The 17,731-nt window shown below is 44.8% G+C and carries 18 protein-coding genes; 9 read left to right on the top strand and 9 right to left on the bottom strand.

What is annotated here, in order from left to right:
- Nucleotides 1-44: 44 nt before the first annotated feature.
- Nucleotides 45-1,280 carry an MFS transporter gene (locus A3860_RS03295; RefSeq protein WP_081145089.1) on the bottom strand — a complete coding sequence of 412 codons (1,236 nt, stop codon included), beginning with the start codon at nt 1,278-1,280 and terminating at the stop codon, nt 45-47.
- Between the two features lie 175 nt (nt 1,281-1,455).
- Between A3860_RS03295 and A3860_RS03290 the strand changes: the two genes are divergently transcribed.
- The 5 genes from A3860_RS03290 (at nt 1,456) to A3860_RS03270 (ending at nt 5,870) form a co-directional block, all read left to right on the top strand.
- Complete coding sequence (locus A3860_RS03290; RefSeq protein ID WP_081145088.1) at nt 1,456-2,622, top strand: Gfo/Idh/MocA family protein; 1,167 nt, start codon at nt 1,456-1,458, stop codon at nt 2,620-2,622.
- Nucleotides 2,623-2,743: 121 nt separating this feature from the next.
- A complete protein-coding gene (locus tag A3860_RS03285) occupies nt 2,744-3,799 on the top strand; it encodes a sugar phosphate isomerase/epimerase family protein (protein WP_081145087.1) in 1,056 nt (351 codons plus the stop codon).
- 52 nt (nt 3,800-3,851) lie between these two features.
- Nucleotides 3,852-4,247, top strand: a complete 396-nt coding sequence (locus tag A3860_RS03280) for a c-type cytochrome (protein ID WP_081145086.1) — start codon at nt 3,852-3,854, stop codon at nt 4,245-4,247.
- 86 nt (nt 4,248-4,333) lie between these two features.
- Nucleotides 4,334-5,053, top strand: coding sequence for a 3-keto-disaccharide hydrolase (locus A3860_RS03275; protein ID WP_081145085.1), 720 nt, complete (start codon nt 4,334-4,336; stop codon nt 5,051-5,053).
- Nucleotides 5,054-5,081: 28 nt separating this feature from the next.
- Nucleotides 5,082-5,870, top strand: coding sequence for a 3-keto-disaccharide hydrolase (locus A3860_RS03270; protein WP_081145084.1), 789 nt, complete (start codon nt 5,082-5,084; stop codon nt 5,868-5,870).
- A gap of 100 nt (nt 5,871-5,970) precedes the next feature.
- On the opposite strand, the gene A3860_RS03265 is transcribed toward A3860_RS03270, so the two are convergent.
- The 4 genes from A3860_RS03265 to A3860_RS03250 all read right to left on the bottom strand — a co-directional run bounded on the left by A3860_RS03265 (nt 5,971) and on the right by A3860_RS03250 (nt 9,544).
- The gene (locus A3860_RS03265; protein ID WP_081145083.1) at nt 5,971-7,302 is read right to left on the bottom strand and encodes a Gfo/Idh/MocA family protein; all 1,332 of its coding nucleotides are present in this window, start codon (nt 7,300-7,302) and stop codon (nt 5,971-5,973) included.
- Nucleotides 7,303-7,338: 36 nt separating this feature from the next.
- Nucleotides 7,339-8,211 carry a sugar phosphate isomerase/epimerase family protein gene (locus A3860_RS03260; RefSeq protein ID WP_081145082.1) on the bottom strand — a complete coding sequence of 291 codons (873 nt, stop codon included), beginning with the start codon at nt 8,209-8,211 and terminating at the stop codon, nt 7,339-7,341.
- Between the two features lie 165 nt (nt 8,212-8,376).
- Nucleotides 8,377-9,042: a hypothetical protein gene (locus A3860_RS03255; RefSeq protein ID WP_081145081.1), complete on the bottom strand. Its 666-nt coding sequence runs from the start codon at nt 9,040-9,042 to the stop codon at nt 8,377-8,379.
- Nucleotides 9,029-9,544 carry an RNA polymerase sigma factor gene (locus tag A3860_RS03250; RefSeq protein ID WP_081145080.1) on the bottom strand — a complete coding sequence of 172 codons (516 nt, stop codon included), beginning with the start codon at nt 9,542-9,544 and terminating at the stop codon, nt 9,029-9,031. Before A3860_RS03250 ends, A3860_RS03255 begins: the two co-directional genes overlap by 14 nt.
- Nucleotides 9,545-9,821: 277 nt before the next feature.
- Here A3860_RS03250 and A3860_RS03240 point away from each other — a divergent pair, with 277 nt between their 5' ends.
- Complete coding sequence (locus tag A3860_RS03240) at nt 9,822-10,175, top strand: arsenate reductase family protein (protein WP_081145078.1); 354 nt, start codon at nt 9,822-9,824, stop codon at nt 10,173-10,175.
- Between the two features lie 125 nt (nt 10,176-10,300).
- Here the strand turns inward: A3860_RS03240 and A3860_RS03235 are convergent, their stop codons facing one another.
- Entirely contained in the window at nt 10,301-10,903 is a 603-nt protein-coding gene (locus A3860_RS03235; protein ID WP_081145077.1) for a transposase, read from the bottom strand.
- 327 nt (nt 10,904-11,230) lie between these two features.
- On the bottom strand, nt 11,231-11,758 hold the full coding sequence (locus tag A3860_RS03230) for a hypothetical protein (protein WP_081145076.1): 528 nt from the start codon (nt 11,756-11,758) through the stop codon (nt 11,231-11,233).
- Between the two features lie 378 nt (nt 11,759-12,136).
- Between A3860_RS03230 and A3860_RS03225 the strand changes: the two genes are divergently transcribed.
- The 3 genes from A3860_RS03225 (at nt 12,137) to A3860_RS03215 (ending at nt 14,600) form a co-directional block, all read left to right on the top strand.
- The gene (locus tag A3860_RS03225) at nt 12,137-12,484 is read left to right on the top strand and encodes a hypothetical protein (RefSeq protein ID WP_081145075.1); all 348 of its coding nucleotides are present in this window, start codon (nt 12,137-12,139) and stop codon (nt 12,482-12,484) included.
- Between the two features lie 225 nt (nt 12,485-12,709).
- A complete protein-coding gene (locus A3860_RS41590) occupies nt 12,710-13,876 on the top strand; it encodes a sensor histidine kinase (protein WP_216823360.1) in 1,167 nt (388 codons plus the stop codon).
- On the top strand, nt 13,869-14,600 hold the full coding sequence (locus A3860_RS03215; RefSeq protein ID WP_081145074.1) for a LytR/AlgR family response regulator transcription factor: 732 nt from the start codon (nt 13,869-13,871) through the stop codon (nt 14,598-14,600). The genes A3860_RS41590 and A3860_RS03215 overlap by 8 nt, the downstream gene beginning before the upstream one ends.
- A 102-nt stretch (nt 14,601-14,702) precedes the next feature.
- Here the strand turns inward: A3860_RS03215 and A3860_RS03210 are convergent, their stop codons facing one another.
- Both A3860_RS03210 and A3860_RS03205 read right to left on the bottom strand, forming a co-directional pair.
- A complete protein-coding gene (locus tag A3860_RS03210) occupies nt 14,703-17,057 on the bottom strand; it encodes an ATP-dependent helicase (protein ID WP_081145073.1) in 2,355 nt (784 codons plus the stop codon).
- A 203-nt stretch (nt 17,058-17,260) separates the two neighbouring features.
- The gene (locus A3860_RS03205; protein ID WP_081145072.1) at nt 17,261-17,614 is read right to left on the bottom strand and encodes a hypothetical protein; all 354 of its coding nucleotides are present in this window, start codon (nt 17,612-17,614) and stop codon (nt 17,261-17,263) included.
- Nucleotides 17,615-17,731: the final 117 nt, after the last annotated feature.

Here is a 17,731-nt window from a genome sequence, read left to right as displayed (position 1 = left end):
AACAGGTGTTAATAGCAGCACAGCGGCTATTTTACCCTTTACAGCTATGCTATCGCCTGTTTATGTTGTGTATAGTGCTTGCGACGGGCAAAATAAACGATCACGAAGATCACCACCAGGATCGCAGGCATTATAGCCACTTTCATAAATGTATTCGATCCCGCTATAGCATCGGCTTTAGCAGCCTCTTCGCCGGCTGCAACAGCGGCCGCTTTATATTTATCGTACCATTTTCCCATCACTGGCAATATTAAAGAAACCGAAAACATCCCGGCCCCGCCCATTAAGGAAAGCCCTAATGCACCTGTATTGGGTAAATATTCCGATACAAAACCCAGCATGGTAGGCCAAAAGAAGCAGATACCCACCGCAAAAACCAATGCAGCGCCAAATGCAGCACCACCGCTGGCTTTGCTCAACAGTATTAAACCAATGCCGGCAAACAGGGCCGAAAAGATCAACATACCATTGGGATTCAACCGGTGTACCACGGGGCCGGCAAAAGAACGGCCCAGGGCCATAATGCCATTAATAAATACCAGTACCAGAATGCCCGAAATACCGGCACCCTGTAATAAAGCGCCCAGCCATTGGTTAGTACCCAATTCAGTAGCAGCGGTCATGAACATACAAATGACCATTACTATGAACAGCGGGTTTACGCAGGCTGCGAACATTTGTTTAGTGCTAATTCCTTTTGCAACCCGTTCAGTTGGGGGGAAAGTCAATTTCAGGAATAACACCCCATATATAACAGCAGGTATCAGCAGCAAGGCTACCAGGACATGCCAGCCGATCTGCAATTTTTCGAGTAATGCGTAAGCGATCAAACCACCAATAACAATCCCGCCGGGGAACCAAACGTGAAAGCGGTTCAACATGGTTGTTTTGTTCTCGGGGAACAGGGAAACTACGAGGGGGTTACAGGCTGCTTCTACCATGCCATTCCCAATACCAATACACAGCGTACCTATAAATAACATGGTGGCATCTTTGGCCACCAGGTAAATAATAACGCCCGATACATGGCCAATGAAAGCCAACCCTATCAAACGTTTCATACCTATTATATCACAAAGCGGGCCGCCAAATACCATGGCCAGGGTAAAACCCCAGAATGCCGGACTGAAGATCCAGCCAATTTGTTCTTTATCGAGATGGAATTCCTGACCCCATACGCCTTCGAGCGAGGCACGGAACGCAAAGGTCATTGCAGTAACAATAAGAGCAGTACAACTGGCAACAAATAATTGCTTACGTTGGATAGTTGGTTGTTGCATGGCAAGAATCAATTTTGTTTTTAAACGGTTTGGTAATTGATAATTTTTAAAGTTTTTACCGAACCACCGTAACTTTATCGAACGCTAATGTAAATTCGTTAGATTCAAATAAGCATGTAAATGTAATTTTTTATTTTAAAACAAATCCTTTTTCACATTTTCTAATTTCTTTTTCATGAACAGAAAATTAAGAATGGGAATGGTGGGTGGAGGCAAGGATGCCTTTATCGGCGCTGTTCACCGCATTGCTGCCAATATGGATGGCCTTATTGAGCTCTCCTGTGGAGCCTTAAGCGTTAATCCTGAAACGGCCATCGAATCTGGTAAGATGTTATTTCTTCCCGATGACCGCATATATACCAATTATGAAGATATGATCAGGGCAGAAAGCAAATTGCCAGCTGACAAACGCATGGATTTTGTGACCATTGTAACGCCCAATTTCGCGCACTTTGCACCGGCTATGATGGCGCTTGACCATGGCTTTCATGTGGTGATCGAAAAACCAATGACCTTCACACTCGATGAAGCTAAACAGTTAAGCAAAAAAGTTCAGGAAACCGGTTTGCAATTATGCTTAACACATACCTATTCGGGTTATCCCATGGTTAAGCAGGCCCGCGCCATGGTACAGGGCGGTGTGTTTGGCAAGGTTAGAAAAGTAATTGTAGAGTATCCGCAAGGTTGGTTAAGCAAATTGAGTGAACGTGAAGGCAATGCACAGGCAGCCTGGAGAACCGATCCCAAGAAATCGGGTAAGGCCGGTGCTATGGGCGATATTGGTACACATGCTGCCCACCTTACAGAATACATCACTGGTTTAAAGATCACACAACTGTGCGCCGATCTGAACATCATGGTTGAAGGCCGCCACCTCGATGATGATGGTAACGTATTATTAAAGTTCGATAATGGCGCCGCCGGTGTATTAATAGCTTCACAAATAGCCGCCGGGGAAGAGAATGCTTTAAAAATTCGGGTATACGGCGAAACCGGTGGATTGGAATGGGCACAACACGAACCCAATAGTCTCATCGTAAAATGGCTCGATCAACCGACACAGATTTTGCGTGCAGGCGCCAATTATACAGGCGTATTATCTTCATTTGCTACGCATAACTGCCGCACTCCGGGCGGTCACCCTGAAGGTTATCTCGAAGCTTTCGGTAATATCTATCGCAATTTTGCACTAACGCTTTCAGCAAAGATCGATGGGAAGGAACCATCAAAAGAAATGCTCGATTTTCCGCGGGTAGACGAAGGCGTTCGGGGCATGGCGTTTATTGATAATGTGGTAAAGAGCAGCGCCAGCAAAGAAAAATGGACATTGTTTGAAGTGTAGTGCGTTTTGATCCTTCAGTCGGGAACGCGTGTATGCCCTTTGGCGGAAAGTCGAAGAACGCGCAGGCCTGGTTTCGCAAATCTGCAATTATCAAATTCCTAATCACTCAAAGCGCCATTAAATGAAAACGTTAAAAGGACCCGGATTATTCCTGGCTCAGTTCATGGGCGATCAGCCACCATTCAATTCATTGAAATCAATTTGCCAGTGGGCAAAAAGCCTCGGTTTTGTTGGTGTGCAAATACCCAGCTGGGACAGCCGCTGTATCGATCTGCAAAAAGCAGCGGAAAGCAAAACCTATGCTGACGAAATAAAAGGGCTGGTTAAAGAATGCGGGCTCGAGATCACTGAGCTCTCCACCCATTTACAGGGACAACTGGTGGCCGTTCATCCGGCTTATGATACATTGTTCGATGGCTTTGCACCGGAAAAATTCCGTAATAATCCCAAAGCAAGGACCGAATGGGCCGTTCAACAATTACACTACGCAGCAAAAGCATCGCAGAACCTGGGCCTCAACGCCCATGCCACGTTCAGTGGCGCGCTGTTATGGCCCACGGTATATCCCTGGCCACAACGCCCTGCCGGACTGGTTGAGACCGGTTTTAAAGAGCTGGCTAACCGCTGGCTGCCCATCCTGAATGCTTTTGATGAATGTGGGGTTGACCTCTGTTATGAAATTCACCCCGGTGAAGATCTGCACGATGGTATCTCTTATGAAATGTTCTTACAGCATACCAATAACCATCCCCGGGCATGCCTGCTGTACGATCCTTCACACTTCGTATTGCAATGCCTCGACTATCTCGAATACATCGATAACTATCATGAACGCATCCGCATGTTCCATGTAAAAGATGCCGAGTTTAACCCAACAGGAAAACAAGGGGTATATGGTGGTTACCAGAACTGGATCGACCGCGCCGGCCGTTTCCGCTCGCTGGGCGATGGCCAGGTAGATTTTAAATCGATCTTCAGCAAACTGGCCGCCTACGACTATGCAGGCTGGGCCGTGCTTGAATGGGAATGTTGCATAAAACATCCTGAAGACGGGGCTGCAGAAGGGTCAGTGTTTATCAAAGATCATATTATACGGGTTACAGAAAAAGCTTTTGACGATTTTGCAGGAACCGGTAGCGATGAAAAATTTAATAGATCGGTATTAGGATTAAAATAATGTAATTTGCTAAACTTTTAAATTGCATTTCAGAACTTAAACTTTTGTTTCGATGAAGAAATACTTTGTATTTGCTGCTTTATGTACAGCAATGGTTGCATGCGGCGGCTCAGATACCAAAAAAGGCACTGAAGAAAAACCAGCCGAAAGCGCCAATAGCGCACCAGCCGGCGACGCAGCAGGCGCCAATGAAAAAGGACTTGAAATGATTGGTGCACTCGATTGCACTACCTGTCATAAGATCAGCGAAAAAAATATCGGTCCCGCTTATACCGATGTGGCAAAAAAATATGAAGCTACCGACGCAAATATTGAAACATTGGCCAACAAGGTGATCAAAGGGGGCTCTGGTAACTGGGGCACCGTACCAATGACACCGCACCCAACATTAAGCCTTGACAGCGCCAAGGAAATGGTTCGCTACGTTCTCTCTTTAAAAAATAAATAAACACCATAGCCCCTGCCTCCAAAAAGCAGGGGTCTCTTTTTTACGGTATTGCTGCCGATCACCCTACCACTTATTTCTGAAAATACATGAAGAAGATTATTATCGCCTTATTCCCTTTTGCCTTGCTGGCCTGCCATGCTGAGCACAAATCAACAGGTGCATCAAAAGATGCCGCTGGTAAAAATGATGGCTGGCAGGTTTTGTTCGATGGCAGTTCAAAAAGCGCCTGGCACGTTTATAATAGTAAATCAGATGGGGGTGCATGGAAAGTACAGGATGGTATTTTATACCTTGATCCCCAGGCTAAAAAAGGCGGCGCAGGTGGTGGTGACCTGACCACCAATGAAGAATATGAAAATTTTGATCTGAAACTCGATTGGAAGATCGATTCGGCTGGTAACAGTGGTATTATTTTTCTTGTTCAGGAAGATCCCAAATACAATGCATCCTATTTAACCGGTCCCGAAATGCAGATCATTGACAACAATGGCCATCACGATGCAAAGATCAATAAACATCGTGCCGGTGATCTGTACGATCTTATTGCCAGTACCCCCGAAAACGTACATCCCTGGGGTCAATGGAACCAGATAGAGATCATTATCAATAAAGGTCAGCTTGATTTATTCCAGAACGGAACCAAAGTTGTATCTACCACCATGTTGAACGACAACTGGAAGCAATTGATCGCTAACAGTAAGTTTAAGAACTGGGCCGGTTTTGGCATGTTCCGGAAAGGCAGAATTGCCTTACAGGACCATGGTGATGGTGTAGCGTTTAGAAATATCCGTATCAAACGGTTATAATTCGCCTTTTCACTAAAATCATCAACATATGCGTACTACGTTTGCCTGCCTCCTGTTCGCAGGAGCAATTGCCGGTTGCCAGGGTGGTTCCGGCACAAAACAACCGGAAACCGATTCAACAAAAAAGGATACTATGACCACTGCAGCTCCTGCTGATATGAACAACCGCCTCACCGATGAAGAAAAAAGCGCCGGCTGGCAATTGTTGTTCGACGGCACTTCAAAAAGCAATTTCCATGTATTCAACAATACCTCCGATGGTTCGGCCTGGCAGGTGACCGATGGAGCATTACACCTTGATACCACCACTAAAAAAGACAATAACATAGTTGGTGGCGGCGACCTGGTCACCAATGATGAATATGAGAATTTCGATCTGAAACTGGATTGGAAAATTTCACCGGCTGGCAACAGTGGTATCATGTTCTATGTGCAGGAAGGGCCCAAGTTTGAAAAACCTTATTGGACCGGGCCCGAAATGCAGGTGCTCGACAATGCCGCGCATCCCGATGCTAAAATTATTAAGCACCGCGCCGGCGATCTCTATGATCTTATTACCAGCACCCCCGAAACGGTAAAACCAGCCGGGGAGTGGAACCAGGTGGAGATCATTTCAAATAAAGGCGCACTTGAATTTCATTTGAACGGAACCAAAGTGCTCACCACTACCATGTGGGACGATGCCTGGAAAAAAATGATCGCAGGCAGCAAATTCAAACAATGGGCGGGCTTCGGAACGTTTAAAAAAGGAAGGATCGCCTTGCAGGACCACGGTAACACCGTATGGTACCGGAATATCAGGATCAAAAAATTATAAACGAATTGATCGGGCAGCCGGCCGTGAGCCTATGGCTCCACGGTGCGCCAGGCGCACATAAAAAAACAGTCCCGGCAATACCGGGACTGTTTTTTTATAGTTATACCTTCGGCATCTTATAACCATTATTATATTCCTTCGCCAGGAATTGACTGTTCACTTTTTCATCGGTAAACCGCTCTTTTTCTTTATCCCATACCAGCCGCTGACCGCTTCTGAATGAAATATTACCCATTTGGGCAACCGTAGCTACATGCGCCCCGGCCTGAATGGAACAATTCAGGTTCTCCGTTTTCCGGCTCTTCACAACATCAATAAAATTGACCCAGTGTTTATCGAGCCCGTTATCTGCGGGTTTAACAAAGGACTTACTTGCTTTATTGGTGCTTTGCGGTTCTTCCAGTACTTCCCAGCCGCCGCGGTTAAGCACCAGTGTTCCATTATTGCCAATGTAGGCTATGCCATGGTTGCGGCCATATGAACCATTGTCGATACCCATGGCAGAATCCCATACCAGGTTGAATTTATCAAACTCGTATAAGGTGGTTAAAGTATCAGGTGTTTCCTGGCTCAGGTCGGGATAGGCAAATTTGCCACCCAGTGCAGCTATTGATTTAGGCACATCGGCCTGCATCCCCAGCAGGGCATAATCGAGCAAATGCACGCCCCAGTCGGTCATAAGACCACCGGCATAATCCCAAAACCATCTGAAATTAAAATGAAAGCGGCTGGCATTGAAAGGCCGTTTCGGTGCGGGGCCTAACCAGCTTGCATAGTCAACTCCTGCCGGCGGGTTACTGTCAGGCACAACCGGTTGCGGCCGCATCCAGCCCTGGTAACACCATACCTTCACGGTTCTGATCATGCCCAGCTTTCCGCTTTGCACGTAGTCAACAGCATCTTTAAAATGCTGCTGGCTGCGTTGCCACTGGCCAGCCTGCACCACTTTATTGTACCGTTGCTGGGCGGCAACCATACAGCGGCATTCCGCAATGGAATTACCAACCGGCTTTTCAACATATACATCCTTACCCGCTTCACAGGCCTCAACCATTTGCAAGGCATGCCAATGATCAGGGGTTCCTACTATCACGATATCAATATCTTTTTGTTCAAGCAGCTTACGGTAATCGCCATATGTTTTCACCTTCGAGGTGTCGATATTGTTCTTTGCCAGCTCGGCCATTCTTTTATCGAGCACATTTTTGTCAACATCGCATAGTGCCGCTACGTTTACACCCGGCACTTTCAGGGCGGCCATTAAATTGGCCCAGCCCATACCATTGATACCGATGGCGCCTACCCTCAGCTGATCAGAAGGCGCTATGCGGTTTTTAAAAATGGCAAATGTTTTATTATCTAATGAGGATAATACGGTTCCACCGGCAAGCAGCGTACCGGCTTGTTGCAGGAATCTTCTTCGGTGCATCATATAAAAGCAGGATTAGGTTATAAAAGAAGGATCTGTTTATTTAATGATATTCTTTTTCAAATAAGCAATGCTTTTGGCGGTACTGTCGAGCGGCGCACCGGGGCACATATCCTGCTCAACAAAGAAATACTTCATGCCGCTTTGTTTGGCATAGTTGAAGATCTTCTTGTAATTAATAACGCCACTGCCAACTTCGGTAAAAGATTTTTTCGGGGTATTGTCCATATCCTTTACATGCCACATGGCAAAGCGGCCGGGGTATTTTGCAAATAGGGCCAGGGGATCTTTACCGGCTTTTGAAACCCAGTAAATATCCATTTCAAAGAACACCAGTTTGGGATCGGTTTCTTTTAAATAGATCTCGAAACCGGTTTTGCCTTCAACCGGCGCAAATTCAAAATCGTGGTTATGATAAGCGAGCTTTATACCTGTTTTTTTGCAAACCTCTCCGGCCTTGTTAAGCCCTTCGGCGATCTTTTTATAGTTGTCGGCCGATGTGCGGTATTGTTCTTCGAGCCAGGGGATAACTATAAATTCCTGACCTACAGCTTTTGCATCTTCCACAGCAGGTTTCCATTTTTCTTCCCAACCGCTTTGTAAAAACATACTGGCAGGAAAGGTATGACCGCTTGGGGTTGATAAGCCGTTTGATTTAAGCGTGGCACGCAATTCGGCTGCGTTCATGCCAAACCATTTGCCGTTACCATAACCAAAGGTTTCAACTGTTTTATACCCTTGTGCGGCCACTTTGGCTAAAGTGCCTTTTGCATCTTTACCCATTTCATTGCGGAGCGTATAAAGCTGTAAGCCGATCTTTTTAGGTTCAGCGAACCAATTTTCTTTTTTAGTGATCAAAAAACCGGCAGTAAGCAGGGATGATTGCCTGATGAAATCGCGACGAGTAGGCATAACGAATCGTTTTAGGAGATTGAAATTACTTAAAAATCAAGTACGACGATTTGTTAAACTAACATAACGGCAATCCAGGTAAAAAAAGCATCAGTTTTTGGTTACAAAAAACCCTGACTGTGATGTCAGGGTATAAAATTTATATATTATCTGCTAATTATCTGACTAGCCCTCATCTTCCATTTGGTACAGCAGGTCTTTCAGCTTTTCAATATGCTGCCCATACATTTTATTTATAAGCCAGCGGTTGAGGAAATAACTGCCAACTGTTAGCACTACCCCAATGGAAACAAACAGTACAAAGAACCGGTGATTGCTGACGGTGCTGGCTATAGGCATATTCGACACCGAGGTTTGGGCTTCAACCGGCAGATCGCTGAGTGAAGGAGTTACTTCGTGGAATAAAATAATAACGCCGGCTGCAAAATACGCCAGGGGCGTAAGCACGGTGCCGGCGATAAAATAAAAGCGAACGTATTTTTCAAGCGTAACCAGCTGCTGTTTCAGGTTCGACCGCACTTCACAGGCCACACATTGCATTTGTTTCAGCAGCTTGTTCTTACGGTAATAGTAAAAGAGGAAAGCACCCCCTACCAGTGCCAGCAACACAGCCAGTTCGCTGTATAGCCGCTGGTAAGTAACAATATACCATATGGTAAGGGAATATATGATCAACACCGCAATCAGCTCGCGGTTGAGGTTGCGCTTCAGCCTTGCAATGGTGCTTTGCGACCGTTTTTGCAACATGGACAAAATAGGCACGTCCCTGCCCGGTTGAAGATCTTCTTCATCCAGATTTTTCCAAATATCTTTCAGGCTATCTAACTCCATGTTCTACAGATTTTGTGAGTTTACGTAATTTTTCTTTGATCCGGTTCATTTTCACGCGCAGGTTATTCTGATTGATCCCCAAAATATCTTCCATTTCTTCGTAACTCTTGTCTTCAAGGTACAGCATTGTTATAGCCCGTTCTATTTCAGTAAGATGGTTAATAGCTTTATATAGTTGCTGCAACCGTTCTTCTTTTTCATTACTGTATTGAATGTCCTGGATCTCCGTTGGTAATAATTCGGGTTCTACGCTTTTAATGATCTTTTTTTGTTTACGCAGGTCAGAAATGGCGGTATTGAGTGCAATACGGTACAGCCAGGTGCTGAATTTTGAATCACCCCTGAACCGTGGATATGCGCCCCATAGTTGTATCACGATCTCCTGGAATAGATCCTGTTTATCGTAGTCGGATGTGCAATACAGATTGCACACCTTATACAACATAGCGCGGTGTTGGTGCACCAATGCCACAAACTCATCCTGGTTAAGTTTTGCCTGCAATTGGGTTGGTTTTAGCGAAAAGATACCAAATTCGTCGCCGAAACACCTAAAAAATTACACCTGCGATGTCCGTTTTCTATAAATAAAGTGTGAAAATGCCATCAGGGAAAACAGGTTACCGGGAAACCAGCCTTCCGCTTTCATTTTTGACGTTCAGAGATATTATTTCCTGCTTAAATACCTGCCAAAAACAGGGCAAGGCTGTAAACTTGTCAATCCCGGCCTTTTGGCGGCAGGCTTTTTTAACCTTTCATTTGCTGCTCCTATCTTCGCATTTATGAAAAAAATCTATCATCTGGGCAATTGCACAACCTGCCAGGCCATAATAAAAGAGACCGGAATCGATAACAAAAGCTTTGAGATGCAGGATATTAAAACCGAAAGTATAACCGCCGCCCAGCTCGATGAAATGAAAAGCAAGACGGGCAGCTATGAATCGCTGTTCAGCCGCCGGGCCATGAAATACAAGGAAATGGGCCTTAAAGACAAACCCCTTACCGAAAAGGATTATCGCCAGCTGATCCTGGATGAATACACTTTTTTAAAAAGACCGGTAGTTTTTGTGAACGACAAGATCTTTGTTGGCAGTGAGAAGAAAACAGTGGCGGCGCTGAAGGATATATTAAAATAGCCTCAGCCTGGCCATTCAGCAAGCTGGCTTCCGGCCTAAGACTTCTGTGTGCTCCGGCTCCCCCCAACTGGCAGATCTGACGCAGGCGCCCAGCTTTCAGCTGCGGCGGCCGAAGGACCTCCGGTTCAGGCCGACCCGTTCTTTAATAATGACATGCGAAGGGCTTCAAAATTTATTACGTTCACTTTTACCATCCCCGGTTTTCCGGCATAATCGGTAGCAGAACTGTAGATGTAATGTTCCGGTTTATCTACAATACCATCGCGAATGGGATTTTCGTGGATGTATAATACTCTTTCCTGTAGTTTATATACCTGTTTGAAGTCGATGTAAGAGGGATTTGTGCAGCTTTGCCATAGCTGAAACTTCTCAATCTTTTTTAGGCTGAGGCTGCAATTCTCAAACCGGTTCAGCATCCACGACCGGCGAAGGTCGGGTTCAATATCAATAGCCTCCAGTATCTTGGTGGTAGTATATCTTTTAAATTCTTTTTCGATCATGGCCAGCCCCGAACCATCCTGTGCCCTGGCCAGTATATGCAAATGATTGGTCATTAAGACCCATGCATATACGGTGAATTTTTTTGTTTCAATGCAGTAGTTCAACGCATCGACAATGATCTGCTTATAAGTAGGTCTTATAAACACATCTATCCAATCTACTACATTAAAGGTCAGGTAAGAACAATCCTGTGGTTTTTGAACCTGGTCTTTATTTTTATTAATCATAGGAGCATTGCTTTATCAATGATCATTAATAAATGCATATATCATGTGAATAATAAAACCGTGCTGTTGAATTGGCCCGGGTGCGGAATTACGTACAATCAGGCTTGGAAATAATATTGCAGGAACAAGGGAGTGTAATATACTAAAAGTTGAGTATAAAACGACCTTATGTTAATGTGAAAAAACTATAAAATGCTTTATCGATATCGCAATATAGCTGATAAAATGGCAGACTGACAAGGCATAAAAGAAGTACGCCCGGCTGGTATCCTTTAACCGGCCGGTGTTAAAAATTGGCTAACAGAGGTATACGGAATTCGGACGAACCTATTGCCAGGGTGCCAGCTTAACCCGTTGTTGCGGATGGGCGCTGCTATAAACGTAATGATGGGGCTCATCGACCAACCGGGTGGTAACGGGTAAGTGCTTTACCTCGGTTACATGCCGGGCAAACAATTCAGAACTGTCTAAAACAACCGGGTGATTACCGAATTGCCAGAAGTGATGTTCCGCATCATTTTGATACCGGTTACTGTAATAAGAAAATAGCCGCATCATCCATTCCTTTCGCTTTTCATCGGGGTTTTCTGAAATTGATTTCAGCACCTGTTTGGCAGTACCGTTCTTGAATTCCCTCAAAATGGTAGAGATGTGTTTTTTCTTTGATGAGGCAATAATAGTGATGTAGCTGGGCATTAACACGTATTCATACACATGCAGGTTTTTGTTGTCAATACAATAGTTTAGGTTGTCAATTAAAATTTCACAATAGGTGTGGCAGGTGAAAACATCTATCCAGCCAGACACACTTAAGGTAACATAATAAGAGCCGAAGGGAGGGGGTTTTTCGTACATTCATATAAGGTAGTAAAGTTTTGGCATTAAATCAATCCTGTATCAGGTCTTTATACCAAATACCATTTATTTTGACAGGGATCAACTATTACCTGTTACAATTCAATGACTTAAATCATCTAAAAACCGTTATTTCACCTATTCGGTAGATTTAGGGGAGTAATTTTAACAGAATGCCAAGTGTTGGGGCTACATCATGTTTTTGTCGAGCCCCGTTGTTCTTCGTCGACCAAACCATTTCATCTTTCCATTTTCATTTAGTCCACGTTTAGCTACATTCTAACTAACTATTATAGTATAACGGCCACTTTATAAATTGACCGGCCAGTACATCAAATAGCTTTACGGTGTTTAATCATTTACAATAAAGCTATAGTCATGAAAAAGCAACTGTTCATTACATTATTCCTGTGCCTGCTGGTACAGGCCACCCTCTTTGCTCAGCACAAACCCCGGGCTATCCCTGAATGGGTCTCAGAAAAAGGATGGTGGGTGGTTGAAAGTAATATCCATACCCCAAAAGTCAATACCATTTATTTTTATAACAATGACGGGGTGCTGGTGTACAAAGAAAAAATAGAAGGGTTGCGTATCAATTCATCCAAAAAAACAATCCGCATACAGTTGAAGCAGGTGCTGGAGACTGCTGTGGTTACCTGGCAAAAAGAACATCAGCTGAAGGAAAATGAATCGTTGGTGTTAAACAGCCTAAGGGGAAATAAGTAGAAGCATCACCTGATGCCAGGCAGGAAGTAAGAAGGGCCCGGATTTTTTAGGCGCCTTTTTTTACGTCCTGCTTCTTCCCATTCAGGAGCCTGTTTTTTACCACGAAATTTCCTGCTGGCTTCCGCTCATCCCTCCCCAAACACTTTCGTCGACGAAAATTTGATGTACAGCGATATTAACACGCAAAGGCATCCTGTAACGCCAAACGATTGGTAATTTTAGCCTATGCAAGCCATCGCACAATACCCCTTTATCTTTTCAGATGAACCCCGGCACCGCATCAGGCGGCACCTTGCCTTTTGGGTATTCTGGTGGCTGAGCCAGGGCGTTTTGTATTCTACAATTGGCTTTTCCAGCAAATTTAGCTATCCTTTTGTGCTGCTTGATTCAACGGTTGAATCGTTGGTGTATATGATTGCCCATATTTCTTTGGCGTATGGCCTCCTGTATTTTGTAATTCCCCGCTACCTGCTCAAACAAAAATACTGGCAAACAGCCGGCTGGGTGTTGATCAGCTTTTTAGGGGCCGCCTGTATCTCCACCATTTTATCGGCTACCATAATTCCTGAAATACGATACTGGGTTCTCGGCGATATCGAGCATGGTTACTCATTACGTGAGCGGGCAATTCACCAGTTCCAAAAATCGCTCATGGCAGGCTTGCGGGGCGCGATCACCATCGGTGGCATCGCAGCTTCCATTAAATTAATGAAACACTGGTACGTAAAAGAGCAGCGCAACCTGCAATTACAAAAAGAAAATGCCGAGGCGCAGTTGCAATTACTGAAGGCCCAGGTTCACCCCCATTTTTTATTCAATACATTGAATAACATTTATTCTCATACGCAAAATACAGCCCCGGTGGCTTCACAACTGGTAATGGGTTTGTCAGACATGTTGCGGTTTATGTTGTATGAATGCAACCAGCCCAAGGTGCCCCTGATGAAAGAATTAAAAATGATCCAGGATTATATTTCGCTGGAACAGATCCGTTATGACGACCGGCTCGACGTTCATGTAGACCTGCCCGCTCATACCAACAACCAGGCCATAGCGCCCTTGCTGTTATTACCGCTTGTTGAAAACTGTTTTAAACATGGCACCAGCCATATGCTGGAACAACCCTGGTTAAACCTGCAGGTTACCCTGGAAAATAACAGGATGTATGTAAAACTGATGAATGGAAAAGCCAGTGAGGTAGCCAAAAACAATCATAAAGGCATAGGCATTTTAAATGTAAGAAAACGCCTGGCTCTATTATACCCCGGCAGGCACGAGTTATCGATCACCGATGAAGAAGAGGTTTTTATTGTAAACCTGTGGATACAGCTCGACAGCATGTCCCTCACCAAAAAAGAAAACGCCGCATTTAAGTTAGCATACGATGAGTGAAGCCCAAACTATACGTTGCCTCATTATAGATGATGAACCACCAGCCCGCGAAATCATTCGCCGGTATGTACAGGAAATACCCACACTGCAACTGATGGGCGAATGCGCCAATGCCATTCAGGCCTTCACGGTATTGCAACAGCAACCGGTCGACCTGCTGTTCCTCGACATTCGGATGCCGCAACTAAACGGTACTGACTTTATAAAAACATTAAAAAATCCGCCCAGGGTTATTTTCACCACTGCTTTTTCAGAATATGCGCTGGAAGGGTATGAGCTCGATGTAGTGGATTACCTGATGAAACCTATCCGGTTCGACCGCTTTTTAAAAGCAGTTAACAAAGCCTTCCCGTTACATGCAGCTGCCACCGCAATAAAGCCGGTTATAGCCAGCGAGGTGGAAGAAAAGAAAAATGAAAGCTTCGTTTATTTCCGCGCCGACCGCAAAATGGTAAAAGTGATGCTCGATGATATTCTGTATATCGAAAGCATGAAAGATTACATCAAGGTGTTTACCAGGCAGGGAGTTATTATTACCAAGCAATCGATAAGCTCGGTAGAAGCCATGTTGCCCGGGAAATTATTTGTTCGTACACACCGTTCATTCATCGTTTCCATCAACAAAATAAGATCATTCACCAACGAATTGGTTGAAATTGACAAAACCGACATTCCCATCGGAAAGCTTTTTCGGAATGGTGTATTGAAAGTGTTTTCGTCCTGAGCGGGCTTGCCCTGAGCGGAGTCGAAGGGCCCTAAAAAAGACTGCCCCCGGGAATCCGGAGACAGCATATATTTTACGAATAAGCTTCAACTCAATCGCCTGTTAACTTATGATCCTGAGCCGTGCATAGTTAAGCATGATCTTTTTCTCACCATTCAATTCAAACTTTACGGTGGCAATGGGGTTGTGCCCACTTCCTTCCATTTTTACTACTTCGCCAAAACCAAATTTCTGGTGTTCAACCCGCTGACCTACCTGTAAATTTGAAATATCACTGGCCACAAAATCGGCAGAAGGCACATGCTCCACTGCTTTTTGTTGCGGCTTGGGCGGAATATAAGAAGGGGTGGAAGGCGTGGTACCGGCCCTTTTCGATGGCGGCGCTCCATATCGCTTCTCGGCCTCCCGTGCAGCTGAGCCACCGCCCCAGCCACCACCATTCATTCTGTCGTAAGCGCTGCGATTATTTATCTGGTTGCGCATACCGCCACCGGCAAAGCTTCTGTCTAGGTATTTTTCAGGCAGTTCATCGAGGAACCGGCTGGGTTCATTTTGTACCAGGTTACCAAAACGGTACCGGGTGTTGGCATAAGAGATCCAAAGACGTTCCTTGGCCCTTGTAATTACTACATAAAACAGGCGGCGTTCTTCTTCCAGCTCTTCCCGGCTATTGATCGCAAGGGCGTTGGGGAATAGCATTTCTTCCAAACCCGCAGCAAATACACAGCCGAACTCAAGCCCCTTGGCCGCGTGAATCGACATTAACTTCACGGTATCGGCATTGGGATCTTTTTCATCGGCATCAGTAAGCAGGGTGATCTGTTGCAGGTAGGCGCCCAGTCCCTTGTCATTCACTTCACCTTCCTCAGTATCGGGGCTTTCCGTCCATTCTTTTATACTGTTCAGCAATTCCTGCACGTTCTCATACCGCTGAACACCTTCAGTACTTTTATCGTTAAATAACTCTTTAACAAAATTGGTTTGCTTGCCCACATGCACGGCCACATCGTATGCGTTCTTGACCTGCAGCATGCTGGCAAAGCTTTTGATCATCGTAACAAAATTTTCGATCGCTTCCAGGGTGCCTGCTTTAAAACCCGCCTCGCGGGCACGCTCCAGCACTTCCCACATGGAGATGTTATGCTGGTTAGCAAGTAATACCAGTTTATCGATGGTGGTTTTGCCAATACCCCGCACCGGGTAATTAATAATACGTTTTAACGCTTCTTCATCGCGGGGGTTAACGATAATACGCAGGTAGGCAACGTAATCCTTGATCTCCTTGCGTTGGTAGAAGCTGATACCACCGAACATGGTATAGGGAATGCCCATCCGCCGCAGGCTTTCTTCAAAGGCCCGGCTTTGCGCATTGGTACGGTAAAGGATCGCAAAATCGCGGTTGTTATAATGATTGCGCAGCTTTTGTTCCTGAATGGTATCGGCAACAAACTTGCCTTCATCATTATCGGTATTCAGCCGTACTAATTTTAATTTTTCACCTTCGCCTTTATCTGTCCAAAGGTTCTTGGGAATTTGCCCCTTGTTGTTTTTGATCACTTCATTGGCTACATCAAGAATGCTTTTGGAGCTGCGGTAGTTCTGTTCCAGCTTCACCACCTTGGCATCTTCATAATCCTTCTGGAACTGCAAAATGTTTTCAATGGTAGCGCCACGGAAACTATAGATACTCTGCGCATCATCACCCACCACGCACACGTTTTCGTGCATGGCGCCCAACAACTTTATTACTTCGTACTGCGCAGGGTTGGTATCCTGGTACTCATCAACCAGAATATATTTGAATTTGCGTTGGTATTTGCTAAGCGATTCGGGCACATTCTTCAGCAGCTCATAAAATTTCAACAACAGATCGTCAAAGTCCATGGCGCCATTTTTAAAACAGCGCTTTACATACGCGTCATAGATCTGGGCAATAGCCGGGCGGTTAGCGCGCATATCTTCCTGCTGAAGAGCATAATCATTGGCATATTCTGCCGGGCCTACCAAGGCGTTCTTGGCACTTGAAATACGGTTGTAAACAGCGGAAGGTTTGTAATGCTTATCATCGAGGTTCAGCTCATTCACCACTGTTTTTATCACACTCTTCGTATCGTCGGTATCGTAAATAGTAAAATTGTTGGGATAGCCAATGTTATGTGCTTCACCACGTAAAATGCGGGCAAACACACTATGGAAAGTGCCGATGTATAAATTCCTGGCTTCGTTATTACCAAGCACCTTTTCAATACGCTCTTTCATTTCCTTGGCGGCCTTATTGGTAAAAGTAAGCGCCAGAATGTTAAAAGCATCCACACCGGTGGCCATTAGGTGTGCAATACGTGTTGTAAGTACTTTCGTTTTTCCACTGCCGGCACCGGCCACAATCATTAACGGACCGTCTTTATGTAGAACAGCCTCACGCTGTTGCGCGTTTAATCCCTGTAAATAATCGATCATTATTGCAAGTTAATGCCTCTGCCGGTTATTTGTAGCGGAAAAAAAATATTGTGCAAGGTTGGTTAAAAACTATTGCTAACTGAATTAAATAGATATAGTGATGGGGAAAAATAAAAAAACCCTTCTCTCGGCAAGGCCGGGAGAAGGGCTATAATTCATTATTCGGAATAGGAAAAAGTAGGGTTAAAGATGAAACCAATTGCCTAGGCCGTTGTTTCTTCCAAAGCCAGGGCTTCGGGTTGCGGCGTGCAATTTTTAATGCTCACTTCAAACTTGGTGTTCAAGCTGATCTGGTAGTTGTTAGTGAGAAACAGATTTTTCATGGTGGCATCTTCCAGCATAACAGCAGCCAGATCAAGGGCCAACTGTGAAGTGCTGATAACATTAGCCACTTTACCATTGGTAAATTCAATGGTGAATTTGTACCCGGCTTTACGCGCTACGCCGGCTTTTTCAAAATCTGGACGATTGAGTTTCAGAACCTGATCACCTGTTGCCGATTTCTTCATTAAAATTCTGATAATGGGCAGGTATTTAAGCCAAATGTGGGTATACATCAAATAAACGGTTTTACTATAGAAATAATAAACTCTTTTTTTATGGCAGCAAGCGTCTACAAAGATGCAAATTTAATTCACTAAAAACGAATGAAAAATTAAAAATCATATAATGTT

Source organism: Niastella vici (genome assembly GCF_002077945.1).
Classification (GTDB): Bacteria; Bacteroidota; Bacteroidia; order Chitinophagales; family Chitinophagaceae; genus Niastella; species Niastella vici.
The sequence above is the reverse complement of the archived record's forward strand: the minus strand, read 5'-3'. Positions and strand labels throughout refer to the sequence as shown.

Coding starts and splice junctions, on each gene's coding strand:
- A3860_RS03295 (WP_081145089.1), bottom strand. CDS start 1,280: ATGCAACAACCAACTATCCAACGTAAGCAATTATTTGTTGCCAGTTGT.
- A3860_RS03290 (WP_081145088.1), top strand. CDS start 1,456: ATGAACAGAAAATTAAGAATGGGAATGGTGGGTGGAGGCAAGGATGCC.
- A3860_RS03285 (WP_081145087.1), top strand. CDS start 2,744: ATGAAAACGTTAAAAGGACCCGGATTATTCCTGGCTCAGTTCATGGGC.
- A3860_RS03280 (WP_081145086.1), top strand. CDS start 3,852: ATGAAGAAATACTTTGTATTTGCTGCTTTATGTACAGCAATGGTTGCA.
- A3860_RS03275 (WP_081145085.1), top strand. CDS start 4,334: ATGAAGAAGATTATTATCGCCTTATTCCCTTTTGCCTTGCTGGCCTGC.
- A3860_RS03270 (WP_081145084.1), top strand. CDS start 5,082: ATGCGTACTACGTTTGCCTGCCTCCTGTTCGCAGGAGCAATTGCCGGT.
- A3860_RS03265 (WP_081145083.1), bottom strand. CDS start 7,302: ATGATGCACCGAAGAAGATTCCTGCAACAAGCCGGTACGCTGCTTGCC.
- A3860_RS03260 (WP_081145082.1), bottom strand. CDS start 8,211: ATGCCTACTCGTCGCGATTTCATCAGGCAATCATCCCTGCTTACTGCC.
- A3860_RS03255 (WP_081145081.1), bottom strand. CDS start 9,042: ATGGAGTTAGATAGCCTGAAAGATATTTGGAAAAATCTGGATGAAGAA.
- A3860_RS03240 (WP_081145078.1), top strand. CDS start 9,822: ATGAAAAAAATCTATCATCTGGGCAATTGCACAACCTGCCAGGCCATA.
- A3860_RS03235 (WP_081145077.1), bottom strand. CDS start 10,903: ATGATTAATAAAAATAAAGACCAGGTTCAAAAACCACAGGATTGTTCT.
- A3860_RS03230 (WP_081145076.1), bottom strand. CDS start 11,758: ATGTACGAAAAACCCCCTCCCTTCGGCTCTTATTATGTTACCTTAAGT.
- A3860_RS03225 (WP_081145075.1), top strand. CDS start 12,137: ATGAAAAAGCAACTGTTCATTACATTATTCCTGTGCCTGCTGGTACAG.
- A3860_RS41590 (WP_216823360.1), top strand. CDS start 12,710: ATGCAAGCCATCGCACAATACCCCTTTATCTTTTCAGATGAACCCCGG.
- A3860_RS03215 (WP_081145074.1), top strand. CDS start 13,869: ATGAGTGAAGCCCAAACTATACGTTGCCTCATTATAGATGATGAACCA.
- A3860_RS03210 (WP_081145073.1), bottom strand. CDS start 17,057: ATGATCGATTATTTACAGGGATTAAACGCGCAACAGCGTGAGGCTGTT.
- A3860_RS03205 (WP_081145072.1), bottom strand. CDS start 17,614: ATGTATACCCACATTTGGCTTAAATACCTGCCCATTATCAGAATTTTA.